The organism is Mesorhizobium sp. M1409 (assembly GCF_040317535.1).
Classification (GTDB): Bacteria; Pseudomonadota; Alphaproteobacteria; order Rhizobiales; family Rhizobiaceae; genus Mesorhizobium.
Genome location: NZ_JAMYKV010000038.1, coordinates 15761 through 41453, shown reverse-complemented (window position 1 = coordinate 41453; position 25693 = coordinate 15761). Strand labels below are relative to the sequence as shown.

Genomic DNA, 25693 nt, shown 5'->3' with positions numbered 1-25693 from the left:
ACCAGCGGTTCTGGAGGGCACGCGCCTAAATGGCCTTGCCCGTGATTTTCTGCGGCGCCTCATGTGCCGTCCATCACAGGCAGGCCAACGAGAGGACGCTGACCAGCAGCAAAATTCCGGACGAATTGCTCTTACTCGAACAGACGCCGTGTGATTTTACCGTCCTCGACGATCTGGACGGCCCACTGGCAATCGATACGCTCGATGGAAACGGCGGTCGGCCTCGGCACATCTTCAGCATTCATGGCTGCTTTTTCGACCTGCGCGCGACCGCTTCCATAAAGGAGCGCGCGGCAGCGTCGCAAGCCATTCTAGACGGTCCATTTGCGAACAGCACGACCTTCGCGGCTTTCTCCGACATGCCGTATTTCTTTGCGAAGACCGCGGCGTCGTAAGGCTCGTTTTCAACCCCGGGCGTCGAGGACGTGACCCTGACCTTGGTCATTGGCGTGTTCGCCTGAAACTGTCGAGCAATTCGGTTTCATTGCTGCAGCCATCCTCGAAAAGAGCAAACACCGTGGCTGCCAGCTCCTGCACGTCCGGCTCCAGCGACATCCGGTCAAGTTTGCGTTCGAAGCAGACCTGATCGAAGACGCGTTGGCACAGCTGCAGGTCGGAAGGATGAAAGCAGGGATGGCGCTTGTTAAGGCTCGACATGAGAAACCCCCACTCCGAGCAGCGCCCCACTTGCCAGACGCTGTGGTGGAAAATCTAATTTGCCTGCGGGGAGAGTCAATATTGGCGTAGTCACTGTATGGATCGTACAATTCTCCCCCGGCAAACTGTGCCGTTGGCTGGCTTTCGAAGGGTTTGCAGGGCCGGATATCAGATGGCGCCTTTGTCGTTAGCCGGCGGATTTTATTGGCCCCGCCCCGCGATCCGCGTCCCAGACAACGTGATCCGCCTTTCTCGGACAATATGTCGGTTTTGTACCAAGCGGCGCTTGGTACGTTTCCGACACTAACGTTTGGGTCGATCTTTTCGTATGCGAGCGGCGTTGGGGGGCGCCGTGAATCGAATTCCTAGATTTTTTTGTCCAAAGCCCCTATACACAGGTGATCGTCCGCACGTTTTTACGGGCGCGGACGGCTGGGAGATCGGATGGCTCTTGCCCTGCATTGGGCTGTGCCATGACTAATTCGGATAAGCCGGATTCCAGCAAAAACCATCAACACCGGAATGAGCTGTTGAGGCGGATGAGTGCGGATGACCTCGCGCTGCTCCAGCCGCATATGCAGCGCTGCGATTTGCCGTTGCGTAAGATGCTGGCGACTCCCAATGTCCCGATCGAAGCCGTCTACTTCATCGAACAGGGCATTGGCTCGGTGGTCGCCAGGACGACGAGCGGCCACGAGGCCGAAGTGGGCTTCATTGGCTTCGAAGGCATGACCGGATCTTGCCTGGTGATGGGCGACGACCGTTCCGCGCATGCTTGCTTTGTGCAGCTCGAAGGCGAAGCGATCCGCATCGAAGCCGGCCCTTTCAAAGCGGCATTGGCGGCAAGCGCGACCTTGCGCATGTTCCTGCTGCGCTTCGTCAACACGCTCCAGACCCAGACCGGCTGCACCGCGCTCGTCAACGCACGGCTAAAGCTGGAGGAGCGGTTGGCGCGGTGGCTGCTCATGTGCGACGACCGGGTTCCCGGCGAACACCTCACCATCACACACGAATTCCTGGCCATCATGCTTGGCGTCAGGCGGCCAGGCGTCACCGTCGCCCTCCAGCTGCTCGAAGGTCGCGCGCTGATCCGGGCGCGCCGGGGCGAGATCATCATTCGCGACCGCGCCGGGCTGATCGAGCTCGCCAATGGCAGTTACGGCGACCCCGAGGCCGAATACGTCAGGCTGATCGGCGAGATCGGCGCAGCCTGACATATCAAGTTTCGTTGTCAGGCTTTGGGACCTGCAGCGTCTCGACAGTCGCGGCGCAACCGGTGCCGCGGTCGATATTATCCGCCGCTTGGATGACCAGCGGCAGAGGCAACGAGTAAGGTGGCATGCTGATCTGGTGCCAAAGCCCTTCGAACTCGTCCGTTGTGCCCGGATGCTCGAAGGAGGGCTGAGAAAAGGCTCAAGACGCGCGCCTGGCCCGCGGTTTCGGGCTCCCCGTGGCCGGCTTGCCCAACGGCATGATCTCGTCGGCCCGTGCCTCCCCACATGCATCCCACGCGCCGTGCCGGCCAACCGGCATCCCGGCGTGTTCAAGGCTCGCGAGCTTGCATCTGGTCTGTTCGGCCGCCGCGCCGAGAAGACAATCGATGGCGAACATGGTGTCGGCGTGGCCGCTTGCCGCGAGCACCTGGCGTATCGTGCTCAATTGAGCGTGCGTGTAGTCCAGAAGCTTGAGCAGATCGATATGATCCAAACCGCCCTCCATCGCATGATGTCGAGAGGCCGATCCGAGGTCGCTCTTGCCACCGGCAATACGCCCATTCGCGCGGCTTGGATAGCCGGATTGTACGAATCGTACAATTTCCCTATTGTCCAGACCGGTAAATACAGGGGGCCCCCTTGGGCATGACCACCGCGCAATCCTAATTGCGCGGCAAATGATTCCTGTCATGGAATCCCGCTTTGGCCGAAACGAGCAAAATCCGAAAAAGTTTCAATTTCTTTCCGATTGTATTTTACCCGAGATGGCCTGAATCTTGGAACTTTCATCCGAACCTGTCGTTTTTCAGGACGATCGTTACTCTACGATCTCAAAGCAACAGGAGGATGACACCATGAAAATCAAGATGATCTGTTTCGGCGCGATGACGCTTTCGATGGTTGCCGGCTCGGCTCTGGCTGCCGGCGACACTGGCACGTCGGCTCTCGACGATCCGGCCAAGATGCAGCCCTTCTACACCGACTCCAGCATGAAGACGATGGTCAGCAATGACGCCTTCGCAACAGCCTGGAAGGCGCTGACGCCGGACGACCAGACGGCGATGATGAAGGCCTGCGAGGACGAGTCCAAGAACGCCAACCCCACCAACACCCATCCGGAATTCTGCAGCAACGCGAAAGCGATCGGTGGCAGCAAGTAGGCGCCCACTGGATCGATGAGGGTCAGCGCTGCCCCTCATCCGCCTGCCGATACCTTCTTCCCGTATGGTGACGGGGAGAAGGTGACTCGCCGCAACCTGGGCTCTTCTTCCGCGACGCAGGCAAATCAGCGGAGCCATCGATGACTGCCCTTCTCCTCGTCATTATACGGGGAGAAGTGCCCGGCGGGCGATGAGGGGCGGCGCTGACTTTGCCAACATGAAGGCACCACGGTCGTCAATTGACGCCGGCTCACCCTGGTTCCTTACCGTCTCGCGGCAACCGGCGCATTCCGTGTCGCCTCCCTATTCCGCCATGTTGCACTGCGATAGATTTGTTGCATTGCGATATCAGCCCGATTGATCCACACTGCCAAGGGCTGGGCTGGGCTTGCACGAAGGATTTATCGTGGCAGCTGCGTTCCGGCCGGACATACAAGGATTGCGCGCCCTCGCCGTCGGCGGCGTCGTCGCCTATCATTTCGGCCTCACCGCGCTGCCCGGCGGCTTTGCCGGCGTCGATATCTTCTTCGTCATTTCCGGCTGGCTGATATCAACCCACCTCATGCGGGAGATCGCCGAGACCGGCCGGCTCGATCTCTGGCGCTTCTATGCCAGGCGCGCGCGGCGGCTTCTGCCGGCAGCCCTGTTCGTCATCCTGGCCACGCTCGCCGCCGGCTACTTCATCCTGGCGCCGCAAGAGCAGGCGCTCTACTCGCGCGGCGCCATGTTTGCCTCCGCCTACACCATCAATTTGTGGCTGCTGCGCTGGTCGTTCGATTATTTCGCCGCCGATGCCGCCAGCAATCCGTTCATCCACTTCTGGTCGCTGTCGGTGGAGGAGCAGTTCTACCTGGCCTGGCCGGCACTGCTTCTGCTGGCCGCATGGCTGCGTCCTGGCCGGCGAACGGCTGCGGCCTTAATCGGCGTCGCCGGCCTCGCCTCGTTCGCCGCCTGCCTGTGGCTGACCAGCGCAGCACCTGCCTGGGCGTTCTATTTCTCGCCGCTGCGCGCCTGGGAGTTCGCCGTCGGCGGCCTGGCGACGCTGGCGCCGGTGGCTTTCCTGCGGTGCCGCGCAGGGCTGCTGGCTGCACTGGGCTGGCTCGGCCTGGTGCTGATCGCGGCGGCGTATCTCTTGTTGAGCGAGAACCTGCCCTTCCCCGGCTGGCGTGCCCTGCTGCCGGTTGCCGGCACCGTGCTGGTGCTGCTGAGCGGCGCCGGCGCGGAACAGACCGGCAGGCAGGCCGAACAGCGGACCGGCTGGCAGGCTTTTGCGCCGGCCGCCGCTCTGTCGCTGCCGCCTTTGCAATGGATCGGCACGCTCTCCTATTCACTCTACCTGTGGCACTGGCCGGTCATCGTCTATGCCGGCATGCTGGTGCCGGACCTATCCGTCCAGCAGCGACTGGGCTGCGGCGTGCTGGCGCTGTCGCTGTCGGTGCTCACCTATCATCTGATCGAGAACCCCGCCCGGCGTGGCGCTTGGCTGGCGGCGGGCGCCCGGGCGCTGATCCCGGCCGTTGCCCTCACCGGTGCCGGCGTGGCGGTCGCCTATGCCAATGCGCACCTGGCCGCGCGCAACATCGACACTGCGCAGCGCGGCATCGAGCAGGCGGCCGAAAAACCTTCCATCGTGCGCGCCACCGACAAGAGCTGCCTGCTCGACTTCCACACGGTGACGCCAAAACCTTGCGTGTTCGGCGCGGCGGACGCCACCCACACCATCGTGCTGTTCGGCGATTCGCATGCCGATCACTGGTCGACGCCGCTGATCGAAGCGGCGAAGCGCAACGACACCAAGGTGATCACCTATCTCAAATCCTCGTGCCGCGCCTCGCGGCTCTCCACCTTCAATGCCGTGCTGAAGCGCGACTACACGGAATGCGACGCTTGGCGCGAGCAGGCGATATCAGACATCATCCGCCTCAAGCCGCGCCTGGTGGTGATCTCCGAATTCTCGATCGGCAATCTGATCCGCGACATGCCCGCCACCAGCCGCGCAGCCGAAACAGCGCGCTGGCAGGCCGGCCTGCGCTCGACCTTGCAGGCATTCAGCCGGGCCGGCGTCGAGACGGCTGTCATTCGCGACACGCCGATCAACGCCAGCTTCGCCGATTCCTGCGTGGCGCGCGCTTTGTGGTGGCGCGAAGCACCCTCGCCGCACTGCGACACGCCCAGGATCGAGGCCGCCAACGACAGCGCCGCGGCCGCCGAGCGCGCCGTCGTGAACAGCGTGCCTGACACGCGCTACATCGACCTCACCGACCGCTTCTGCGGCCCGACCGCCTGCCATGTCGTCATATCGGGCCAACTCGCGTTTCGTGACCGGCATCATCTGGCAACAGCCTTTGCCGAGACGCTGGAGGGACCGTTGGAGCAGGCGCTGTTTTGAGAGTGGGGTGAGAAGCGGCTCGCGCAGCGAAAGCCAATTGTTTGGCTTTTCTCGGACGCCCTGAGCCTGCGAAAGGCCGGGTGGCAGGCACATGAGGGGTGGACCCGGCCCTGCCAATCAATGCATGCCGGAAAATTTCTTTTGATGGCGCGCCAGGAACACCGACCGCAGCGGTCCAGGGCTCTCGCGCGCCGGTATCCGTATCCTTTGTCTTACGAATCCGTGGAACGCGGCCGCGTCTCGGGGGTTATATTAGGTCAACCTTGAAAAGGAGGTAGCTATGAAGAAGCTCCTGCTTGTTTCGGTTATCGCCATTGCTTCGGCGGCGGCGATGATTGCCCCCGCTGATGCCCGCAGTCGTATCACTATCGGCATCGGTGGCTATGCCGACAACTATTACGACGACTATTACGGTGACTACGGCGATCGCTATGTGTATCGTCCTTATTACCAGTACGACACTTACGACAACGGCTACAGGCCGCGTTATTACCACCGACACCACCGACACCACCGTTGCCACATCGAACTGGTGAGGCACTGGCGCCACCATCACAGGATCATCGAGGAGATTCGCGTCTGCGGATAACCTGATCTTGTGAAAACCGATCCGGCCGGCATTGCCGGTCGGATCGCCTCTTGCCCCATTTACCGCCTCCCCATCATCATCCCATAGTGCACCGCCAGCAGATCCAGCCCGACCTTCAGCAGCTTCGTCACCACATCCCGGCCCTCGCCGGTCTGCTCCGCCACCCCCTTGATGGACCCACCGGCGCAGCAGACCTTCTGGACCACGGCGGCCACCTCCCAGTGGCCCAGCGCCCTGGTGGCGGCGGCGTGGGCACGGCCGGCGTCGAGCACGCTGTCGGCGATGCCACCGCCGTGGTGGCCGCCATCGACGCGCTCGGTCCAGCGCATCGGCTTGACGCTTGCCTGCTGGCTGCAGCGGAAATCCTCGCGGTAGCGCAGCCCGGCCTCGCGCTGCTGGCGCGACAGCGAGGTGATGCCGATCAGCGGATCGATGGTGCGCATCCGCACGATGCCGCCGGTGGATGTGAAGCCGTCATTCGACACCTCGTAGACCCGCCTTGCCTCCAGCGTGCCGGCGGCCAGCCGCTTGCGGCCGAAGGCGTCATCCCTGAGCGCGAAATCATGGCCGACCTCGCGGCGAATGCGCACCTGCTCGGCCTCGCCCTTCGGCAGTTTCGGCGCCTGCGGTTTGGCGGCTTTGGTTTTCCTGGGCATGGCTGAGGTCCTCGGTTAGGGTGTTGGGATGGAATGGAACTGGCGATCCTTTGCGCGCCCCTCTGCCCTGCCGGGCCATTCTCTCCCCTCGTGGGAAGATGGCCGGCAGGCCAGGGCTGTCCCGCCGACCTATCATCGCCAACAAGAGCAGCATGTAGGCGCCGACCCGATCGGTGGAGAGTAGCAACATGTCGCCGATGAAATTGGAGACATAAAGCTGCATGAAGGGCCGTTCGCTGGATGGCAGCGCCTCCATGCCGACATCCGGGCTAATGGAACCAGCGCGAATTTTCGACGTTATGCCGCGTCTACGGGAGAGATGCCGATGACAGCCTTCATGCCGGTTACCCTGCGCTTTTGCGACAACACAACCATGCTGGTCGGCTCGGTGGCCGAGGCCGCCGGGGCGCTCAGGCAGAAATGGCCCGACAAGACAGCACCTGGCTATGTCGAGGCGGCCCGGCTCGTTGCGCTCGCCGTCGACGGCACCTGCTGCCAGCGCATCGCCTTCAACGCCCTCACCAAGGCGGCCAGGCAACAGAACATACTGGTGACCAAGCCGAAAAGCCGCGCCCATGACTGGCTGGACGCCGTGACCAGCCCGTGAGAGGCGCGCACGGGCCGAAAAATTGATGCAACCGCCCGCCGGCGCGGCGCGTTTACGAGCGCGGTAGCTGAAGCCGCGCGCAGAGCGAAGGTGAACGCCGTGGGTACCATGAAGACAGGAGTGCCGCTCAAGGTGCGGATGGACGGGGAGATCGAAGAGATCGACAGCGTCAGCGAAGCCGCCGATTTCCTGCAGCGCTGGCCGCTTGAGCGGCGCGGTCATGTGTACCGCAGCGCCCTCAACGCCTGCGGCGCGGCAATCGCCGCGCAGATTTCCGAAGCCGACGCCATGAAAGTGTTCACCGGCTTTGCCCGGGTGGCCAACATACTGGTGGCCGAAGGTGGGCCAGCCATGACGCTCGAGGCCAAGACCATGCAAGGCCGCATGCCCAAACAGGGTCGGCAGGTGCCTAAATAGGCTTGCGGCGGCTTTTCCGCCTCTTTCTCCCCGTTTACGAGGCGTGGTCCGCGCAGGGGACGAAAAGCCAATTGCTTGGCTTTTCGAACAACGAACGCCCGGCAGGGCAATTGGGGGCGGCGCCAGCGCTTCGCAATTGGCATCGGACGCTTGAAGTTCATATCCGCTCTCAATCCGCCACGTCAGCGCGCCGTCCCTCATCCGCCTGCCGGCACTTCTCCCCGTGAACGGAAAAGGGATGCTCATCCCGCCACAAACACGCGGCGCTGGAAGCGCGCCTGGTGGTAGGTGCAGTAGCTTTTCAGCGCCCCAGTCCGCATGCCGCAGCACAGCATGTCGGCGTCCGGCCGGCCGCCCGGCACGTCGTTATCGGGGTCCTCTTGCAGCGCCAGGTCCAGCGGCGCGCGGCAGCGGGAAAACAGGCAGTCGATGAAACGCATCGCCACGCCATGCGGCTGGCGGCCGACGGGCGCACGCGGCGGCACCGGCACCTTGAAACGGTAGGTCTCACCGTCGGCGATCAGCACGCCCACCTCGCGCACGAACAGGCGCGGCGGCAGCCACGCCGGCGAAGGGTCGCGCTTAGGCCCTGCGGCCGTCTTGCACACGCCGGGACCGCTGGTGGCGGCGTCGATCATGCCGGCGGCCGGCTTGGCGCTCGCCATGCCCTGCGCCGGCATGCCATTTGCCAGCTTGCTTCCAGCATACTTGCCCGCGGCCCGCTTGGCCCCGACCGGCGGCCCCTTGCCATTGGCAAAGCCGATCGCGTCCAGCATGGCGTTGCGGTGCACGATGCCGATGATGGCATTGCGCGACACGCGCGCGCCGCGCAGCGCGCTGAATGCCATCGCGATCCTGGAGGCGCAAAGCCCGTCCTTCAGCCAGCGGGCGATCTCGTGCAATTCCGCGTCGGTATAGCTTGCCATTTCCAGACTCCATCCAAGGTTCTGCCTTCGGCCGCGCGCCGCCAGGCAGGCGGTCGGGCCCGGTTGGCCGGATCGCGGTAAGGGGTTGTGGTTCGAGGGCCGGCGGGCGCTGGCTCAGCCGGACCGGCTTCGCGGCCCGGCCGGTTCGACGAGGCGCGAAAGCCGCGCCTCGGCGGTTTTTCTGTCGGGAGCGGAAACCGCCCTGCCCGTCAGCCTGTCGATCAGGATGACGGTGCCGTCTTGGGTGCGGATGCACGACCGGGCGGGCAAGCCAGCGCCATACCGGTCGAATTGGGGGCCGGAGCCGAGGGGAGCGGCGGCTCCGGCCGTTCCGGTCGCCAGGGACGGGCGGACCGGACCCAAGGCTGGTGCATTGAAGCACCAAGCCTCGGGCTTCGCCCCGGCCGGGGAGGAGGACGGCCAGGACGGAAGGGTGCCGACAGGCGCCAGATGCGCCTCATGTGAGGCAGGCGCCTCGGCACCATGAAAGCTGGACAGGTTTTGCATGGCCATATATAAGCATAACTCAAAAATAGATGCAAGCCATTCTTTCATAGACGAGAGCCGCTTTCATCGCTCACATGAGTGCCATGGCAAAAACGGAACTGTCGATCAAGGTCGGGGCGGCGATCCGCAAGGCGCGCAAGCAGCGCGGCCTGGTCATGCGCCACATTGCCGAGCACAACGACACCGATGTCGCCGCCGTCGGCAACTGGGAAACCGGCCGCAACCTGCCCAAGACCGAGAACCTCTTGAAGACCGCCGCCTTCCTGCGCGTCGATCCGGTAGCACTCGGCAGGGGCGAGGTCGTCTTCCTCGACGATGCCGGCCCGGTCGCCGACGCCGAAATCGTCACCGATGCCGCACCCCTGCCCGCCGGGTCGATGGATATCGAGGTGCTGGGCGCGGCCGTCGGCGGCGACGATGGCGATTTCACCTTCAACGGTGAGCCAGCCGGTTACGTCCAGCGCCCGCCGGGCGTCCGCAACCTGCCGAAAGTGTTCGCGCTGCACGTGCTGAGTGATTCCATGGTGCCGCGCTACGAGCCCGGCGACCTGATCTATTGCGGCGGCCGCGACGCCGTGCCCGGCGACCACGTGGTGATCGAGACGTTTCCGGAAGAAAACGAGCGCAATGGCAAGGCCTTCATCAAGAAGCTGGTCAAGCGCACCGCGGGTGAGCTGATGGTCGAGCAGTACAATCCGCCAAAGACGCTAACCTTCAACCGCTACGCCATAAAGCACGTCTGGCGCGTGATTCCACTGAAGGAGTTGCTGGGGTATTGAAGGTGGGGCGCCTCTTCCTTCTCCCACAAGGGGAGAAGGCAGAACCAGCGCCCTTCTCAAGCCCGCCGCGACCCCTCCAGCGGCACCTCCCGGTCGCTCAGCATCCGCGCTTCGCTGCGCACCCGCTGGCGTTCGTCGATGAACGCCGCCTGGATCGTAACGGTCGCTCCCGGCAGCCCGTCGGCGCGGCAGGCCGAGCAGACGATGCGGCCCGACAAGGCGGCCAGCGGCGTATTGCCCGTCACTCCGAACCGCTTCAACTGATCGGGCCGCCACCAACGGTTGCGGCCGCAATCGGCGCACTCGACCGAGATCGAGGCGACATGCGCGATTGTTGGTTCCCTGCCTGGCAATGCCATCGCCCCTCCTTCGCCTTTTGTTCCTGATTTGTTCGCATATTCCTGCGTTTCGCGCCGGGAGTCGAGTCGCCGTTTTCAAACATTCCCAAAAGTTTTTCTTCTACATATCTTTGAGTTATGCTTATATGAACTCGTAAATGTAAGTCGGAGGCGTAAGCCACCGCCACATCAAGCCCGGGAGTGACGATGGACGCCGCCGATTTCGCCCGCGCCTGCGGTTACACCGGCGGCAGCCCTGCCCTGCTCGAAGCCTTCGAAGCCATCCGCCGCGACGGTATTGCCCACGCCCGCCAGGATCACATCAGGCGCAAGGCGATGATCGACGAGCTGAAACAGTCGGAGATATTGTTCCTGGCCGCGGTCGGCCCGGCGCTATCGGCTGGGGAAGCCATCGAGGATGCCGCCCGCGTCATCGCCTGCTGGCGCAACATGCCGCGCTGGCGCCAGGAGCGGCGCCTGCCCGATCTCGTCAGGGCCAAACAGCAACGGCTCGTGGCGCGCTACTTCCGGCGGTACAGCGAGCGGCTCTGGGCGCGCGAGGCGGCGTGAGGACTGGACCAGCCATTTGCGGGTTCCATCAGCTATCTTGTCTTTCCAGACTGCACCCGGGTGGCGATCGTTCGACGTGCATGATTTGGAATGTTCAAGACTGCCCGCTCAACGGTTCAGACCTGGATAAGGGCCGGCGCGGGAACCATCGCCGCTTTGTTCGTCGCCGGGCCTGACGGGTGCCTTCGGCGCCCTACCCTCCCAGGCCCCGCACCTCGGTCACGTCGGCGAAGCGCTCGCGATCCAAGGAAATGGCTACAAAGCCGTTGCCGGCGAGATGCAAGGTCACCTGCTCGTTGGTGATCGTCACACGTTCGACCAATCTGGCATGGTGATCCGCCAGACGTGCGGACACTTCGGTATTTACAGTGGTCCCCGCCTCATCGGAAAAGCTTATGCCAATTCCGTATCCGGGCTCGCCGCTGTCAATGCTCTTGATCGACTTTCCTACCAACCTTTCGGCTAAGGGCCCTCATGACTTCCTGCTCATCTTGGACGAATGCCTCTCCGGCGGCGTAGCCGCCCGTCCCGCCTCTCTCACCGTCTCACCCGCGACTTCAGCCACCGGTCGAACGCCACCGCCAGGATCAGGATCAGTCCGATGACGATGCTTTGCGTGTAGGAGGAGACGTTGTTGAACTGCAGCCCGTTCTGCAGCACGCCGATCAATGCCGCGCCGACCACTGTGCCGCCGACCGAACCGATGCCGCCGAACAGCGAGGTGCCGCCGATGACGACGGCCGAAATGACCGTCAACTCGTAGCCGATGCCGGCGACCGCCTCGGATGAGTTGAGCCGCGCCGACAGCACGAAGGCGGCGAGCCCGGCGAAGAAGCCGACGATGACGTAAACCGAGATCAGGATGCGGTCGACGCGCAGGCCTGACAGGCGGGCCGCCTCGGCATTGCCGCCGACGGCATAGACGGCGCGGCCATAGCGCGTGTAGCGCAGCACGATGTGGCACAGGATGGCGGCCGCCGCGAAGATGAGCGCCGGCACCGGCACGGGGCCGATCAGCCCGGTGCCGAACCAGCGCATCGAGGCGTCGAAGCCCGAGATCGGGCCGCCATTGGAGATGGTCAGCGTCAGCCCGCGAAACACCGTCAGCCCGCCCAGCGTGACGACGAAGGGCGGCACTTTCAGCCTGGTGATGACTAGCCCTTGCACGCCGCCTGCCGCCGCCCCCACAACGACGGCGGCGAGCAGCGCGGCGAACCAGCCATAGCCTTGCGTGCCGGAGGTCGACAGCGACAGCGTGTTGGCGGTGCCGCCCTTGGCCACCACGGCGGCGACCATGCCGCAGAAGGCGAGCAGCGAGCCGACCGACAGGTCGATGCCGGCGGTCAGGATGACGAAGGTCATGCCGAGCGCGATCAGCCCGGTGATCGAGATCTGCCTTGTGATGTTGAACAGGTTGATCGGGTCCATGAAGCTCGGCTTCAGCACGGTGAAGACGACGATCAGAGCCACCAGGAACAGCAGCGGCCCGAAACTCATCAAAAGCCGCGCGAAATTGATGCCGCCGCGCTGTTCCTCCGCCACGCTCATGGTGTCTCCTTGCGGTCGAGTGCCATCAGTTCCATCAGTCTTTCTTCGCTTGCCTCGACGCCCGGCATCTCGCCGGTGATGCGTCCGCGGCGCATGGTCACGATGCGGTCCGAAACCGCCAGCACCTCGGGCAGTTCGGACGAGATCATCATCACCGCAATGCCGCGCGCCGCAAGCCGCACCAGGATCTGGTGCACTTCCGTCTTGGCTCCGACATCGACGCCGCGCGTCGGCTCGTCGACGATCAGCACCTTGGGATCGCGCGCCAGCCAGCGTGCCAGGACCACCTTCTGCTGGTTGCCGCCCGACAGGCCCTCGATCGCCTGCTCGGCAGAAGCCATGCGGATCGACAGCATCTTCCTGAAGCCGGCGAGCGCATCGCGCTCGCGCCGTTCGGCCATGAAGCCGAAGCCGTTGCTGAAGCTGCCCAGCGAGGCGACGGAAAAGTTCGGCAGGATGCCGAGTGCGGCAAAGATCGCCTGGTGCTTGCGGTCTTCCGGCACCAGGCCGATGCCGAGCGCGATGGCATCGGCGGGTGATGCCGGCGCGATTTGCTTGCCGTCGAGCGTGATCGTACCCGCCGCGATGCGGTCGGCGCCGAAAATGGCGCGCGCCAGCTCCGTGCGGCCCGAGCCGACAAGGCCGGCGACGCCGAGGATTTCGCCAGCCTTGAGGTCGATGTCGACACCGTCGAGCACGATGGCGTGCGGCGCCTCGGGATCGCGCACGGTGCGCAGGCCGCGCACCGACAGCACGACATCACCCGCGACCGCGCGCTGCGTCGGCCGCGCATAGAGCTCCGATGCCGCCCGGCCGACCATCTTTTCGATGATCCTGGGCAGCGCGATTGGCCCACCCTCGCGGTTAAGATGCCCGGCCAGCCTGCCGTCGCGCAGCACCGTCATGCGATCGCAGATGGCGGAGGCCTCCTCCAGCCGGTGGGTGACGAACATGATGGCGACCTTGTCCTTGCGCAGCCGATCCATGATCGACAGCAGGCGCTGCACCTCGGTCTCGGTCAGCGCCGATGTCGGCTCGTCCATGATGATCAGCCGGCTTTTCAGCGACAGCGCACGGGCAATCTCGACCAGCTGCTGTTCGGCCACCGACAGCGCTGAAACCGGTGTCGTCGGATCGATCGACAGGCCGACGCGGGCGATGATGTCGCGGGAGTCTCGCTCCATGCGCCGCCAGCTGACCAGTCCGAGCGGACCGAGCGGCGCGCGGCCGATAAAAATGTTCTCCGCCACCGTCAGCGTCGGGATCAGGCTGAGCTCCTGATAGATGGTGACGATGCCGAGCCGCTTGGCATCCTGCGGGCTCGATGGCTGATAATCGGCCCCGTCGAAGATGATGTGCCCGCTGGAGGGCGGCATGACGCCCGACAGGATCTTCAGCAGCGTCGACTTGCCCGCGCCGTTTTCGCCAAGCAGCCCGAGGATTTCGCCGGTGCGGATGTCGAGCGAGACATCGCTCAGCGCGGTCACGCCGGAAAAACGCTTGGTGATGCCCTCGACGGCGAGCAGGATGGGCGATGGGGCGTTGGCTTCAGCTGGCGACAAGGGGTGCTCCCGGATTGCGGTTCATACCAGCCCCTGTCAGCGCTTGAACACCCCCCTCTGTCCTGCCGGACATCTCCCCCGCAAGGGGGGAGATTGGCAGCGTCATTTGTGGCGCTCTTCCTTGCAGCGTTGAAGATTTGGCGAAAGCAGAACAAACAGCCGATCTCCCCCCTTGCGGGGGAGATGTCCGGCAGGACAGAGGGGGGTGCTGTCCCGCCGGCTTTGCGAATCGGCCGATCCCCGCCAAGTTCTACTTCGTCTCGCCAATCCGCTCCGCCTTGTCGAGATTGTCCTTGCCGATGACGATCGGCGTCAGCAGCACCAGCTTCTCCTTGGGCTCGGTCTTGTCCTTGGCGAACGCCACCGCGATGCGGACCGCCGTGCGCGACTGCTCGCCGGGGAATTGCTCGACGGTGCCGGCAAGTTTGCCGTCACGCACCGCGACCAGCGCCTCGGGAAGCGCATCGAAGCCGTAGATCTTGACGTCGGTGAAGTTGCGCGCCGCGCAGGCCTCCATGGCGCCCAGCGCCATATCGTCATTGGCGCAGACGATGGCGTCCGGCTTGCCGTTGGCGGCGAGCCCCGCCTCGGTCACCGACAGCGCCTCGGCGCGGGCGAAATTGGCGGTCTGCTCGAAGACGATCTGGTACTTGTCCTTCAGGGGATCGAGCACATTGTGCACGCCCTTGTTGCGGTCGATCGCCGGGCCGGCACCCGGCTGGCCCTGCAGATGGAAGATCTTGGCGCCGTTGGGGAACGCCGCCACCATAGCCTGGGCTTCGGCCTCGCCGCCCTTGACGTTGTCGGCGCCAACATGGGCCAGAATACCCTCGACACCGTCGACGCGGCGGTCGATCGTCACCACGGGAACGCCGGCCTTGACCGCTTCCTCGATCGCCGGCGCCAGCGCGTTGACGTCGAGCGGCGAGATGACGATGGCGTTGACCTTCTGCACCAGGGCGGCCTCGATGTCGGCGGTCTGCTTGGTGGCCGAGTTCTGGCCGTCGCTTTCGGTCAAATTGACGCCCTGCGCGGCGGCTTCCGCCTTGATCTCGTTCAGCATGTGCACGAAGAACGGAAAGCCGAGATTGGGCACCGAGCCCAGGATGGTGAGCTTGTCCTGCGCAAACACCGAGGGTGCGGCAAGCATCATGGCGCCAAAGGCCGCGGACGACAGCAGGAATTCGCGTCTGTTCATGGGATCCTCCTCCACAAGAACGCACGCCCCCGAAAACCGGGATCGGTTTCAGGAAGGATCATGCGTCGGTTCAAAGTGTTGGAGCATCCTCCCTGCGCCCGAAAACGCATGCCGCTCCAGCTGGCCGCCGCTGTAAAAAAGAGCCTCCCACCGACGCCTGCGCGGGGATGCTAGCCCAGGGTCAATCATTTGTGCAACATCGATATAACAGAGCTGCCGGGCAACTTATCGGAATTGTCGGATTTTTGAATTGCGGGCTTCCTGCCCTTCGCCGATCGGCTCCGGTGCGCTGCCCCAACACCGCGTGGCGGCCGTCTCGCATGATCGGCGCGCCTGGCTTCCATTCCCTGGGTCCGGCACTATTTCTGGACAATGCGGATCGCCCAGTAGTGGCACCGGTTTTGGGAGAACGATATGCACGACAACACGGCCTGAACTTTCAAAGCCCACGATTTGGAGAATTGCATGAAGCCGCAAATCATCTGCCATATGCTGGCATCCCTTGACGGCAGCCTCCACCCGAGCCGCTACACCAGGAGCCCCGACGGCACCCTGGCCGAATGGTCGAGCCTCTATGAGCATATCCACAATGACCTCGCGGGCGACGCCTGGATCGTCGGCCGCGTCACCATGGCCGAGATGAGCAAGGCCGTCGCGCATCCGCCGGCCAATGCCGGCAAGGTCGACCGGCCCTATCATTTCGCGCGGGCCGGTGCGGGCATTTATGCCGTGGCGCTCGATACCTCGGGCAGGCTTCACTTTTCCAAACCCGACATCGGCGGCGACCATGTCGTGGTGCTGCTCGGGCGTGACGTCGCGGACAGCCATCTGGCCGAGCTCGCCGCCGACGGCGTGTCCTATGTCGTCGCGGAAACCGCCGACATCGATCTCTCGGCGATGGTCGAGGTTCTCGGCCGCGAATTCGGCATCCGCAGGCTGCTGCTCGAGGGCGGTGCCGGCATCAACGGTTCTTTCCTCGCGGCAGGGCTCGTCGATGAGTTGAGCCTTCTCGTCGCGCCGGCGCTCGACGGGCGCGCGGCAAACCAGGGTTTCGTCGAGTTCGGCGAGAGCGGCCTGGCGGGCAAGACGCAGTTGTCCCTGAAGAGCTGCGAGGCGCTGACGCACGGGGTCGTCCATCTGCGCTACGCCGTCACGCCTGGTTGAGCGCTCGCAAAACGGCCGGTAACCTGACTGTTACCAGCCGTATCTCGCCAGCCTTGTCGCCGAGGCTTCAGCCCGTCAGGCGGCGTATTGCATGGCTTCGAGATCGGCGATCAGCGTCGGGCCGGTCGGATGCCAGCCGAGCCGAGCCTGGGTCAGCTGGCTGGAGGCCGGCAGATCCATGGACGCGAACATCCCCATCCAGCCGAAATGCTCCGCCGCCTTTTCCGGCGGTATCGAAACGACCGGCAATTTCAGGCCCCGGCCAACCGTCGCGGCGATCTCGCGCACCTCGACGCCTTCCTCGCCGACGGCGTGATAGCGCGCGCCGGGCTGCCGCTTTTCCACGGCGAGACGATAGAGGCGCGCCGCGTCGAGGAGATGGCCCGCGGAGAAGCGATTGCGGCCTTCGCCGACATAGGCCGAGACGCCCTTCTGACGCGCGATCTCGATAAGCGGCGAGATGAGGCCCTGTTTGACCGGGTTGTGGACCTGCGGCAGCCGCACCACCGACAAATTGACGCCTGCCTCCAGCAAGGCATTGCCGGCCAGTTCCGACGCGATGCGCGGATTGGGATGGCTGGTGTTGAAGACGTCCTCGCTGGCCAACTGGCCGTGTCCGGGGCCGCCCATGCCGACGCCGGAGGTGATCACCAGCGGCCGGTCGGATCCGGCGAGTGCGGCGCCGAGTGCCGCGATGACGCGCTTGTCCTTTTCGCAGTTGTCGGCAAACCGCGAAAAATCATGATCGAACGCCGTATGGATCACGGCCTCCGCCTTGGCCGCGCCGTCACGCAAGCCCTCGGGATCCTCGAGGGTTCCGCGATGCACTTCGGCGCCGGCTGCGGCAAGCGCCTCGGCGCCGGCGTCGGAGCGGGTCACGCCGACCACCTGGTGGCCCGCGTTGATGAGTTCGGGAACAATCGCCGACCCGATGAAACCGGTCGCGCCGGTGAGAAAGATACGCATGCAAAATCTCCTGCATAGTTGCCTGCGTAATATTGCTGGTCTATTATTCTATTAAAGTAGTGACCCTATCATGGTATAATGGCTAACAGGATGCCCTCCAATTCCGCCGGCTCACTGGCAGCGTTCCTGAAAGACCGGCGCACCCGGCTCGATCCCGCATCGTTCGGGTTTTCCGGGCGCAGGCGCACGCCGGGGCTGCGCCGCGAAGAGGTCGCCCAGCGCGCCAACATCAGCCCGACCTGGTACACCTGGCTGGAACAGGGCCGAGGCGGTGCGCCCTCGGCCGATGTCCTCAACCGCATCGCCAAGGGCCTGCTGCTGACCGAGGCGGAACGCGAACATCTTTTCATGCTCGGGCTGGGGCGCCCGCCCGAGGTCCGCTACAGGGGCGTCGAGGGCGTCAGCCCCCGGCTGCAGCGCCTCATCGACACGCTCGATGCCAGCCCCGCTTTGATCAAGACCGCCACCTGGGACGTCGTTGCCTGGAACCGCGCCGCGCAGGTCGTGCTGACCGACTACAGCGCCCTGCCCGCCGGCCAGCGCAACATCCTGCGCTTCATGTTCCGCAGCCCTGTCATCCGTGCCAAGCAGCACGATTGGGAAGGCCTCGCCCGTTTCGTGGTGGGAGCGTTCCGCGCCGATGCGGCCCGCGCCGGCGCGGTCTCAGAGGTCGCCCAGCTCGTTGACGAGCTTTGCAGCGTCAGCCCCGAGTTTGCCGCGCTGTGGCGCGAAAACGACGTGCTCAGCCACGGCGACGGGACAAAGCGCCTGAAGCACCCGGAACTCGGCGATATCGAGCTGGAATATTCGGGGTTCGCGGTCGACGGCCGGCCGGATTTGAGCCTGACCGTCTACAACCCGGTCGACAGCGCCGTCGCCGATCGTATTCGCGCGCTGGCTCTCGCCCGACACCCCAAAGAGTAAGGGCAGGATGACCCATCCGCCGCGATGACGCCCGCCGCCCTCAAGCGCGCTCGCAGACCGCCTTCAGGATCTGCAAGGTCGGCCCCCAGTAGAGATTGGCATGCCAGACGCTGGCCGGCGCGGCGGCGATGACGATTGTCTTGATGATCGGCGCGGCAGACTCATTCATGCGGTGCAAGTCTACCGCGTATGCAGCGGCGACAATATCGCCGTTCCAGGCGGTGCGGATGCCTTCACTGCTTCATGCCCTGCGCACGAAGGCAGCAGCACGGCTTGCGAAGCCATCGCGGCCCGTGGCATCTGTCGGCTCCACCAACACAGACGGCACCATGACACCACGGCGGACACCACCAAGCGGCAGGCAGGCGGCGCCCGGCGTCAGCTTAAACCGCGCGCTGTCGAAGCTCGGCCTGTGCTCGCGCACGCAGGCCGAGGTGCTGATCGCGGAAGGCCGCGTGCGCGTCGGCGGCAAGGTGGTGCGCAATGCCTCACTGCGCGTCGACCTCAACCGCGACCGCATCGTCCTCGACGGTGAGCAAATTGTTGCCGAGCGCAAGGTCTATCTCATCCTCAACAAGCCGCGCGGGCTGGTCACCACCCGCGACGACCCGCAACAGCGCGACACCGTCTATGCCTGCCTCGAAGGGCTCGATTTACCCTTCGTCTCTCCGGTCGGCCGCCTCGACAAGGCCAGCGAAGGCCTGCTGTTGATGACCAACGACACACAATTTGCGAACCGGCTGATGGATCCGGCCTCGCATTTGCCCAAGACCTACCACGTGCAGATCGGCACGGTGCCGGATGAGGCGATGCTGGACAAGTTCCGCGCGGGCGTGACCGTCGACGGCGAGACCCTGACCGCCAGTTCGATCGAGCTTTTGCGCAGCGGTGGCCGCACCGCCTGGCTGGAGATCGTGCTCGACGAAGGCCGCAACCGCCACATCCGCCGCCTGCTCGCGGCGCATGGCATCGAGGTGCTGCGCCTGATCCGCATCGCCATCGGCCGGCTGCAGCTTGGCGACCTCGCCAAGGGGAGCGCGCGGCATCTAACGCCGGAGGAACTCGCGCTGCTGAGCGGGTAAGCGAACGGGCTCAAGGTAGCGTTCTGTGGCGGTGGGTTCTTGAGAGCGCCGCAGAAAAAACTTTTGCACCTCACCGATGATTCCCACCCACCTCCGCTGTCTTCACCTACAGGCACCGGAATCCTCCGGGCCGCAAAAGCGAGGTGATCCATGGGATCGTTACAAGGTCAGAATGTCGTTGTTGTTGGAGGCAGCCGGGGTGTCGGCCGCGCCATCGTCGAAACGGTGTTGAGCGAGGGCGCGACCGTGCTCGCCGTCGCCCGTGGCACGGAACCCCTTCAGGAACTGTCCTGGGAGCACCCCAGGGTGAAGACGCTTGCCGCCGACGCCACGCAGGACACGGCGCCCGAGGCGGTGTTCGCAGCGCTGCAGCCTGACGTGCTGGTGATCTGCGCCGGCGCGCTGGCCCCATCAGCGCCTATCCCGGAACAAAACTGGGAGGACTTTTCCGCCAACTGGGACATGGACGTCAAGGCATCCTTCCTGTTCTGCAAGGCGGCACTCCAGGGCAGGCTGAAGCCGGGCAGCCGCGTAGTGCTGATTTCCAGCGGCGCCGCGCTCAGCGGCGGGCCGCCGAATTCCGGCGGCTATTCCGGCGCCAAGCGCATGCAGATGTTTCTTGCCGCCCACAGCCAGAAGGAGGCCGACCGGCTGGGCCTTGGCCTTCGCTTCATGGCGCTAGTGCCGATGCGCATCATGGCCGGCACCGGCGTCGGCCAACACGGCATTACAGGCGTTTCGGCCTATCTCGGGATCAGCCCGGCGGATTTTCTGGCCAGCATGACCGATGTGCAGACGCCGGCCGATGTCGGGCGCGCCGTGGTCACGCTCGCCGGCGGCAGGCTGCAAGGCGTCTCCTTCACGGTGAGCGGCAGCGGCCTTGCGGCGGCAGCATGAGGCGCGCAGGATGCCGGCCGAAATCAGCACTGCAGGCTCGCTATGACAGATGCTCCCGGCCCGCTTGAGCCGCTGGGCCAGCCGATCCTCGATCGGCTGGCCTTCGAGCGCCTGACAACGGCCCACCGCCGCGAGCTCAAGCTGCACTGCTACCGGATGATGGGTTCGCTGCACGAGGCAGACGACCTCGTCCAGGAGACGTTCCTGAAAGCCTGGCGCGGCCGTTCGCAATTCGACGGGCGCGGTTCGCCGCGCGGCTGGCTCTACACGATCGCTACCAACAGTTGCCTCAACGCCATCAAGGCAAGATCCACGGCGTATCGCATTCTCGAACCGCCCGGACGGCCGCCGACCGAGGGGCGCGCCGCCGGCGGACCCGCCGCCGAGCTCGCATGGCTGGAGCCCTACCCGGACGTCGAGCTGCCCGATCTCGTCGACGGCGAACCCGGTCCGGAAGCGCGCTACGAGACCCGCGAAGCCGTGCAGCTTGCCTTCGTCGCCGCGATCCAGCTTTTGCCGCCCAGGCAGCGCGCCGCCCTTTTGCTCTGCGATGTCCTGGGCTGGTCGGCGCTCGAGACGGCGCAATTGCTGGGCGGCTCAACCACCTCGATCAACAGCGCCCTGCAGCGTGCCCGCGCAACGCTGGTGACGCGCTATCCCCAAGGACGACCCCTACAGCGCGATCGGCCCAACCGCGAGGAGCGCCTGCTGCTCGAGCGCTACATGCAGGCCTGGCAGGCCGCCAATCTCGACGACTTCGTCGAATTGCTGCGCGAGGACGCCACCTACCACATGCCGCCATGGCTGGACTGGTACCGGGGACGCCGGGCGATCCGAACTTTCTTCGAGACTGTCTGGGCCAATTTCGCCGGCTACCATGCGGTCGCCACCAGGGCCAACGGCCAGCCCTCCGTCGCGATCTATGCGCGGCGCCACCAGGATCCCGAGTGGCGCGCGCAGTCACTGCATGTGATCGAGCCGGCCGACGGCCAGATCGCCTCGCTGACTGTTTATGTTGGTCCGCTCGGTCCCGACCTGTTCGCCGCCTTCGGCCTGCCGCCCGTCTGGCCCGAGCCGAACAAATGATCATCGCATCCATCTCCTGACAGAAAGCTGCCGAGGCGATCAGGAAGTTCGACAAGCAGAGACATTTGGAATTGGCCGAAGCATCCCCCAACCACGGGGCGGAGCAGGAGCGAAGATCCGTCGCGAAGACCCGTGAAATGCAGCGGACACAATTCTGCACCGTAGCAACGCTTTGAAGTCGCGGCATGGATCCCCGGGTCTGCGCTGCGTCGCTGCGCTCCTTGCTTCGCCAGAGGATGACGAAGCGACGGCGTGTTGCGCCGAGCCGGCGTTGCTGCCGCCCTACTTCTGGTTCCATTTCCGAATGACCGGTTCGCCCAGATCGTGCTCGTAGCCGAGCACGCTGATGCTGGCCGTGTCGAGCACGAACAGCGCGCCGCCTTCGGGTGGCAGGCCGATCCAGCGCGCCGCGAGCACGCGCAAAAAATGCGCGCTGGAAAACACCAGTATCGAGCCGCCAGCTTCACGAAGCTGTCTGATGATAGCATCCGCCCGCGCACCGACATCGGCCGCCATCTCGCCCTTCGGGCAACCGTCGCGAAACACATTCCAGCCGGGCCGCTCGGCTTGGATCTGTTTTGTCGTCAGCCCCTCATAGGCGCCGTAGTCCCATTCCTGCAGATCGTCCTTCTTGACGCTCTCGGAACCGAAGCCGGCCAGCACGCTGGTGTTGTAGGCGCGCTGCGACGGGCTCGACCACACGGCCGCAAACGACAGGTCTTTCAGGCGATCCGCGACACCGCGCGCGGCCGCCTCGCCGGCCGGCGTCAACGGCATGTCGGTGCGGCCGGTATGCCGCCCCGAAAGGCTCCACGCCGTCTCGCCATGCCGGACCAGATGGATTTGGGGAAACGCGCTGCCCATGAGATGCCTTTCGATGTCGCGAGCACCTTAGGGGACGATATGGGAAAGGGGAATTCGGTTGGTACAAAGTGCGTGGTCGCCTGGCCTTGATCCGCGTCAGGCTGGACCTGTGAGGAGCCCTATACCGCAACTATATCAGGGGTAGCCGCTTCAAGGCTCCCGCCATCCAAGGGCATCGGCCCTTGCTCAACAGGTCGAGATCATCATGTACAAACATCTGCTCATTGCCACCGACGGATCGGAACTGGCCGACAGGGGCGTTGCCCACGGCCTGGCGCTGGCCAGCGGCATTGGTGCCGCCGTCACTTTCATCACCGTCTCCGAACAATTCCCGGTCTTCGCCTGGGGCGGCGCCATGGCCGGCTTTGCCGCGGGCGATGAACTGGCCGCCTACCAGGAAGAGGCGCGCAAGTATGGCAAGGAGGTTCTCGACAAATGCAAGGCATCGGCGGACGCGGCCGGCGTCTCCGCAGAGGTCGTGCATGTCGAGGACAAGAGGCCCGCCGAGGCGATCCTGGAGCTGTCGCAGGCTCGAGGCTGCGACTTGATCGTGATGGCCTCGCACGGGCGTCGCGGACTGGGCAAGCTGCTTCTGGGAAGCCAAACGACGGAAGTGCTGTCCTACACCGAAATCCCGGTGCTGGTGGTGCGCTAAACCTGTCCGCAAATCTCAGCCGCGCGACTGTAATGACAATGTCATTACAGTCTGCTATGATCTGGACGAAGAAGGGAGCTATTCATGCCACCGTCACATCATCCGCTGCCGAAGAGCGTTCCGCTCAATATCCGCGTCAAGCCGGAAGTTCGTAATCTGATCGACCGTGCAGCGGAACTGCTCGGCAAGAATCGCACCGACTTCATGCTTGAAGCGTCGCAACGGGCCGCAGAGGACGCGTTGCTCAACCGGCTTGTGTTCACCGTCGAGCCGGATGTCTACGCTGCGTTTCTGACCCGTCTCGACGCGCCGCCGCAATCGAACGATCGGTTGCGCCGCACCATGACGACAAACGCTCCATGGGACGCTGCGTGACGCTGTCGGCCCCGGTTCCGCTCGCGGAACATCACGAACTCAGCGAATTTTTATCGGGCATACCCTCACTCGACGATTGGTTGAAAAAACGTGCCCGGACCAATCAGGCGGGCGGTGCATCCCGTACCTATGTGACCTGCGATGGCAACCGTGTCGTTGGCTACTACGCCATTGCCAGCGGCGGCGTGAAGATGGTCGAAGCTCCTGGTCGCTTCCGGCGCAATATGCCCGATCCGATCCCGGTTGCGGTGCTGGGCAGGTTGGCGGTCGACAAGGCACATCATGGCCGAGGCATCGGTCGTGCGCTCGTGAGGGATGCCGGTCTACGGATACTCCAGGCCGCTGAGATACTGGGAATCAGAGGCATATTGGTGCACGCCATATCCGAAGACGCCCGAGCCTTCTATCTGGCTGTCGGATTCGAGCCTTCTCTGGTCGAGCCATTGACGCTGATGGTCACGCTCGCCGATCTCAATGCGAGTCTCAGCTGACGATCGCGGGCTGCAAAGCGTCCGCTAGCGCAGAGCCTCGCCCACAAGATATACCCCCAGCGCCATCAGCCCGACGAAGAACATCTTGCGGAAGGTCTCGACGCTCATCTTCTGGCGCAGCGCCTGGCCGGCGAACATGCCGGCCAGAGCCGGCGCCAGCGCTAGGATCGACCCCGCCAGTTGAGCCGTCGGCGATGCCAGAGCGCCGGTCCTGAACAGCCCGATGGCGAGCGCTGCCGTCGACACGGTGAAGGACAGGCCAAGCGCCTGGATCAGGTCTTCCCTCCCCAGCCGCAGCGATTGCAGATAGGGCACCGCCGGGATGACGAAGACGCCGGTGGCGCCGGTGACCAACCCGGTCGCCACGCCGACCAGCGGCGACGCCCACACTTCGTGGTGCACCGGCGTGATGAAGCCTGCCTTGGCGAGGCCGACAAGCGCATAAAGCACCAGCGCCGCGCCCAGCCCCGCCGAGGCCACGCCCGTATGCGTGCCGGTCAACAGGCCGGCACCGGCTACGGTGCCGAGCACAATTCCGGCCGTCATCGTCCATAGCCGCCTGCACAGGCCGCCAAAGGATGGCCCAGTCAGCAATTGCCAGAGATTGGTGACCAGCGACGGGATCAAAAGCAAAGCGGCGGCCTGCGCCGGCGGCATCGTCACCGCCAGCAATCCCATCGCCACGGTCGGCAAGCCCATGCCGACGACGCCCTTGACGAAGCCGGCTGTCAGGAAGACGGCGCCGATCCAGGCGAGGACGCCGGCGCTCAGCATGGTGGCATCTTCAGGGCGGGATCAGTCATGCAGCAGCATGTCCGTGGCGTCGGCATCCGGGCTGGCGGCCTCGGGTGTGGCTTTTGCCGGCGCGGCATCGCGGCTGACAGGAGTCGTCGCCGCGCATCTCTGCAAGCCGGGCTCCGCCCGCGCCATGGCAAAGCAGGCCACCGCAATTGCCAGCGCAATCGCCGCGCCTTCAAGAAGGCCGAACCGGCCCGATGCTCGTTCGCTCATCACAGACCTCTACGCAAAACTGTTTGACGAAGATCTCGGCCGATCACAATGTGGAAGTTGCGTTGCCAGCCTTCGTCCAGAGCGAAGGCTGGCGCAAGGAACCGACCGCCTCCCCCGGGGCGCCGGACCGTTTGCAGGAGCAAAAAAATGCGCTTCGATCTGGTCGATCTCCGGCTGTTCCTGCTGGTGGCCGAGCGTGGCAGCATCACCCATGGCGCCGAGCTTGCCGGACTGGCCCTGGCGTCGGCCAGCGCCCGCATCAAGGGCATGGAGGAGCGGCTCGGCGCGCGGTTGCTGGAGCGCCGCCGCCGTGGCGTGGTGCCGACGGCGGCCGGACAGGCGCTGCTGCACCATGCAAGGGCGGTGCAGAACCAGATCGAGGCGATGGCCGGCGACCTCGCCGCCTATGCCACGGGTCTCCGCGCCCGCGTGCGGTTGATGGCCAACACCGCCGCCACAGCCGAGTTGCTGCGCGACATCCTGCCTGCCTTCCTTGCCGCGCACCCCGGGATCGACATCGATCTCGACGAGCGCCCCAGCCACGAGATCGCGCAAGCCGTGGCCAGCGGCACGGCCGATCTCGGCATCGCCGCAACCTGGGCCGGTCTGTCGCATCTCGAGCAGAAACCGTTCTTCATCGATCGGCTGGTGGTGATCGCCGCGCGGAACTGGCCTGGTCTTCCAGGCTTGCGTGCAGCCAGTCTCAGCGACGTGCTCGGCGAGCCGTTCGTTGGCCTCAGCACTGGCCATGCGCTGCAGGAGCACATCGCCCGCCAGGCCGCCCGCCTTGGCGGCCATCTGCATTTTCGCGTCCGCGTGCCCGGCCTCGACAATGTCTGCCGGCTGGTCGCGCAAGGTGCGGGCATCGCCGTCGTGCCGGAAAGTGCGGCGCGCCGTTCGGCGCGGACGCTGCGCACATTGCGGCTGACCGACGACTGGGCGACGCGCCAGCTCAACCTCTGCGCCCGCCGCTTCGACGATTTAACGCCGCAGGCAAAACTGCTGGCGGCAGCGCTGGTCTGAAGCGGCGCCGCTATCCCCATCAACACTGAATCATTGCC

Annotated in this window: 33 protein-coding genes; 18 read left to right on the top strand and 15 right to left on the bottom strand. The window is 64.8% G+C overall.

Annotated features, from left to right (window positions below; all coding sequences use genetic code 11):
• Positions 1-29: 29 nt before the first annotated feature.
• Positions 30-395, top strand: a complete 366-nt coding sequence (locus NKG99_RS25005) for a hypothetical protein (protein WP_352871464.1) — start codon at positions 30-32, stop codon at positions 393-395.
• A gap of 46 nt (positions 396-441) precedes the next feature.
• Here NKG99_RS25005 and NKG99_RS25000 read toward each other — a convergent pair whose 3' ends face one another.
• Entirely contained in the window at positions 442-657 is a 216-nt protein-coding gene (locus NKG99_RS25000) for a hypothetical protein (protein ID WP_352871462.1), read from the bottom strand.
• 539 nt (positions 658-1196) lie between these two features.
• On the opposite strand from NKG99_RS25000, the gene NKG99_RS24995 reads away from it, so the two are divergent.
• The gene (locus NKG99_RS24995; protein ID WP_352871461.1) at positions 1197-1871 is read left to right on the top strand and encodes a Crp/Fnr family transcriptional regulator; all 675 of its coding nucleotides are present in this window, start codon (positions 1197-1199) and stop codon (positions 1869-1871) included.
• 199 nt (positions 1872-2070) lie between these two features.
• Here the strand turns inward: NKG99_RS24995 and NKG99_RS24990 are convergent, their stop codons facing one another.
• Positions 2071-2364 (bottom strand): hypothetical protein, encoded by a 294-nt coding sequence (locus tag NKG99_RS24990; protein ID WP_352871459.1) that lies wholly within the window; start codon positions 2362-2364, stop codon positions 2071-2073.
• Between the two features lie 361 nt (positions 2365-2725).
• On the opposite strand from NKG99_RS24990, the gene NKG99_RS24985 reads away from it, so the two are divergent.
• From NKG99_RS24985 to NKG99_RS24975, 3 genes are all read left to right on the top strand, one after another.
• A complete protein-coding gene (locus NKG99_RS24985) occupies positions 2726-3031 on the top strand; it encodes a hypothetical protein (RefSeq protein WP_352871458.1) in 306 nt (101 codons plus the stop codon).
• Positions 3032-3437: 406 nt separating this feature from the next.
• A complete protein-coding gene (locus NKG99_RS24980) occupies positions 3438-5420 on the top strand; it encodes an acyltransferase family protein (protein WP_352871456.1) in 1983 nt (660 codons plus the stop codon).
• A 280-nt stretch (positions 5421-5700) separates the two neighbouring features.
• Positions 5701-6009: a hypothetical protein gene (locus NKG99_RS24975; RefSeq protein WP_352871454.1), complete on the top strand. Its 309-nt coding sequence runs from the start codon at positions 5701-5703 to the stop codon at positions 6007-6009.
• Positions 6010-6068: 59 nt separating this feature from the next.
• On the opposite strand, the gene NKG99_RS24970 is transcribed toward NKG99_RS24975, so the two are convergent.
• Complete coding sequence (locus NKG99_RS24970; RefSeq protein ID WP_352871453.1) at positions 6069-6665, bottom strand: DUF6456 domain-containing protein; 597 nt, start codon at positions 6663-6665, stop codon at positions 6069-6071.
• 325 nt (positions 6666-6990) lie between these two features.
• Between NKG99_RS24970 and NKG99_RS24965 the strand changes: the two genes are divergently transcribed.
• On the top strand, positions 6991-7272 hold the full coding sequence (locus NKG99_RS24965; RefSeq protein WP_352871452.1) for a DUF982 domain-containing protein: 282 nt from the start codon (positions 6991-6993) through the stop codon (positions 7270-7272).
• A gap of 108 nt (positions 7273-7380) precedes the next feature.
• Positions 7381-7689, top strand: a complete 309-nt coding sequence (locus NKG99_RS24960) for a DUF982 domain-containing protein (RefSeq protein ID WP_352871511.1) — start codon at positions 7381-7383, stop codon at positions 7687-7689.
• A 242-nt stretch (positions 7690-7931) separates the two neighbouring features.
• On the opposite strand, the gene NKG99_RS24955 is transcribed toward NKG99_RS24960, so the two are convergent.
• Positions 7932-8615, bottom strand: a complete 684-nt coding sequence (locus tag NKG99_RS24955; protein WP_352871451.1) for a GcrA cell cycle regulator — start codon at positions 8613-8615, stop codon at positions 7932-7934.
• 114 nt (positions 8616-8729) lie between these two features.
• Positions 8730-9128 carry a hypothetical protein gene (locus tag NKG99_RS24950; protein WP_352871449.1) on the bottom strand — a complete coding sequence of 133 codons (399 nt, stop codon included), beginning with the start codon at positions 9126-9128 and terminating at the stop codon, positions 8730-8732.
• 68 nt (positions 9129-9196) lie between these two features.
• On the opposite strand from NKG99_RS24950, the gene NKG99_RS24945 reads away from it, so the two are divergent.
• On the top strand, positions 9197-9901 hold the full coding sequence (locus NKG99_RS24945; protein ID WP_352871448.1) for an XRE family transcriptional regulator: 705 nt from the start codon (positions 9197-9199) through the stop codon (positions 9899-9901).
• A 56-nt stretch (positions 9902-9957) separates the two neighbouring features.
• Here the strand turns inward: NKG99_RS24945 and NKG99_RS24940 are convergent, their stop codons facing one another.
• The gene (locus tag NKG99_RS24940; protein WP_352871447.1) at positions 9958-10260 is read right to left on the bottom strand and encodes a hypothetical protein; all 303 of its coding nucleotides are present in this window, start codon (positions 10258-10260) and stop codon (positions 9958-9960) included.
• Between the two features lie 186 nt (positions 10261-10446).
• On the opposite strand from NKG99_RS24940, the gene NKG99_RS24935 reads away from it, so the two are divergent.
• Entirely contained in the window at positions 10447-10809 is a 363-nt protein-coding gene (locus tag NKG99_RS24935) for a hypothetical protein (RefSeq protein ID WP_352871446.1), read from the top strand.
• 193 nt (positions 10810-11002) lie between these two features.
• Here the strand turns inward: NKG99_RS24935 and NKG99_RS24930 are convergent, their stop codons facing one another.
• The 4 genes from NKG99_RS24930 to NKG99_RS24915 form a co-directional block, all read right to left on the bottom strand.
• Complete coding sequence (locus tag NKG99_RS24930) at positions 11003-11263, bottom strand: hypothetical protein (protein ID WP_352871445.1); 261 nt, start codon at positions 11261-11263, stop codon at positions 11003-11005.
• A gap of 83 nt (positions 11264-11346) precedes the next feature.
• Complete coding sequence (locus tag NKG99_RS24925) at positions 11347-12357, bottom strand: ABC transporter permease (RefSeq protein WP_352871444.1); 1011 nt, start codon at positions 12355-12357, stop codon at positions 11347-11349.
• On the bottom strand, positions 12354-13919 hold the full coding sequence (locus NKG99_RS24920) for a sugar ABC transporter ATP-binding protein (protein WP_352871442.1): 1566 nt from the start codon (positions 13917-13919) through the stop codon (positions 12354-12356). Before NKG99_RS24920 ends, NKG99_RS24925 begins: the two co-directional genes overlap by 4 nt.
• 250 nt (positions 13920-14169) lie before the next feature.
• Complete coding sequence (locus NKG99_RS24915) at positions 14170-15117, bottom strand: substrate-binding domain-containing protein (RefSeq protein ID WP_352871441.1); 948 nt, start codon at positions 15115-15117, stop codon at positions 14170-14172.
• A gap of 465 nt (positions 15118-15582) precedes the next feature.
• Between NKG99_RS24915 and NKG99_RS24910 the strand changes: the two genes are divergently transcribed.
• Positions 15583-16281 (top strand): RibD family protein, encoded by a 699-nt coding sequence (locus tag NKG99_RS24910; protein WP_352871440.1) that lies wholly within the window; start codon positions 15583-15585, stop codon positions 16279-16281.
• Between the two features lie 75 nt (positions 16282-16356).
• On the opposite strand, the gene NKG99_RS24905 is transcribed toward NKG99_RS24910, so the two are convergent.
• Positions 16357-17247 (bottom strand): SDR family oxidoreductase, encoded by an 891-nt coding sequence (locus NKG99_RS24905; protein WP_352871439.1) that lies wholly within the window; start codon positions 17245-17247, stop codon positions 16357-16359.
• Positions 17248-17337: 90 nt separating this feature from the next.
• On the opposite strand from NKG99_RS24905, the gene NKG99_RS24900 reads away from it, so the two are divergent.
• Complete coding sequence (locus NKG99_RS24900; protein WP_352871438.1) at positions 17338-18171, top strand: helix-turn-helix transcriptional regulator; 834 nt, start codon at positions 17338-17340, stop codon at positions 18169-18171.
• Positions 18172-18211: 40 nt separating this feature from the next.
• Here the strand turns inward: NKG99_RS24900 and NKG99_RS24895 are convergent, their stop codons facing one another.
• Entirely contained in the window at positions 18212-18340 is a 129-nt protein-coding gene (locus NKG99_RS24895) for a hypothetical protein (protein ID WP_352871436.1), read from the bottom strand.
• A 160-nt stretch (positions 18341-18500) separates the two neighbouring features.
• On the opposite strand from NKG99_RS24895, the gene NKG99_RS24890 reads away from it, so the two are divergent.
• From NKG99_RS24890 to NKG99_RS24880, 3 genes are all read left to right on the top strand, one after another.
• Positions 18501-19253 (top strand): pseudouridine synthase, encoded by a 753-nt coding sequence (locus tag NKG99_RS24890; protein WP_352871509.1) that lies wholly within the window; start codon positions 18501-18503, stop codon positions 19251-19253.
• A 150-nt stretch (positions 19254-19403) separates the two neighbouring features.
• Positions 19404-20150: an SDR family NAD(P)-dependent oxidoreductase gene (locus tag NKG99_RS24885; protein ID WP_352871435.1), complete on the top strand. Its 747-nt coding sequence runs from the start codon at positions 19404-19406 to the stop codon at positions 20148-20150.
• 42 nt (positions 20151-20192) lie between these two features.
• Complete coding sequence (locus NKG99_RS24880; protein ID WP_352871434.1) at positions 20193-21236, top strand: RNA polymerase subunit sigma-70; 1044 nt, start codon at positions 20193-20195, stop codon at positions 21234-21236.
• Between the two features lie 282 nt (positions 21237-21518).
• Here NKG99_RS24880 and NKG99_RS24875 read toward each other — a convergent pair whose 3' ends face one another.
• Positions 21519-22100 carry a histidine phosphatase family protein gene (locus NKG99_RS24875; protein ID WP_352871433.1) on the bottom strand — a complete coding sequence of 194 codons (582 nt, stop codon included), beginning with the start codon at positions 22098-22100 and terminating at the stop codon, positions 21519-21521.
• Between the two features lie 205 nt (positions 22101-22305).
• Here NKG99_RS24875 and NKG99_RS24870 point away from each other — a divergent pair, with 205 nt between their 5' ends.
• From NKG99_RS24870 to NKG99_RS24860, 3 genes are all read left to right on the top strand, one after another.
• A complete protein-coding gene (locus tag NKG99_RS24870; protein ID WP_352871432.1) occupies positions 22306-22755 on the top strand; it encodes a universal stress protein in 450 nt (149 codons plus the stop codon).
• An 84-nt stretch (positions 22756-22839) separates the two neighbouring features.
• Positions 22840-23130, top strand: coding sequence for a type II toxin-antitoxin system TacA family antitoxin (locus NKG99_RS24865; protein WP_352871431.1), 291 nt, complete (start codon positions 22840-22842; stop codon positions 23128-23130).
• The gene (locus NKG99_RS24860) at positions 23127-23621 is read left to right on the top strand and encodes a GNAT family N-acetyltransferase (RefSeq protein WP_352871430.1); all 495 of its coding nucleotides are present in this window, start codon (positions 23127-23129) and stop codon (positions 23619-23621) included. The genes NKG99_RS24865 and NKG99_RS24860 overlap by 4 nt, the downstream gene beginning before the upstream one ends.
• A 24-nt stretch (positions 23622-23645) precedes the next feature.
• Here the strand turns inward: NKG99_RS24860 and NKG99_RS24855 are convergent, their stop codons facing one another.
• The gene (locus NKG99_RS24855; protein WP_352871429.1) at positions 23646-24395 is read right to left on the bottom strand and encodes a sulfite exporter TauE/SafE family protein; all 750 of its coding nucleotides are present in this window, start codon (positions 24393-24395) and stop codon (positions 23646-23648) included.
• Between the two features lie 21 nt (positions 24396-24416).
• Positions 24417-24632: a hypothetical protein gene (locus NKG99_RS24850; protein WP_352871428.1), complete on the bottom strand. Its 216-nt coding sequence runs from the start codon at positions 24630-24632 to the stop codon at positions 24417-24419.
• A 147-nt stretch (positions 24633-24779) separates the two neighbouring features.
• On the opposite strand from NKG99_RS24850, the gene NKG99_RS24845 reads away from it, so the two are divergent.
• On the top strand, positions 24780-25655 hold the full coding sequence (locus NKG99_RS24845; protein WP_352871426.1) for a LysR substrate-binding domain-containing protein: 876 nt from the start codon (positions 24780-24782) through the stop codon (positions 25653-25655).
• Positions 25656-25693 lie beyond the last annotated feature (38 nt).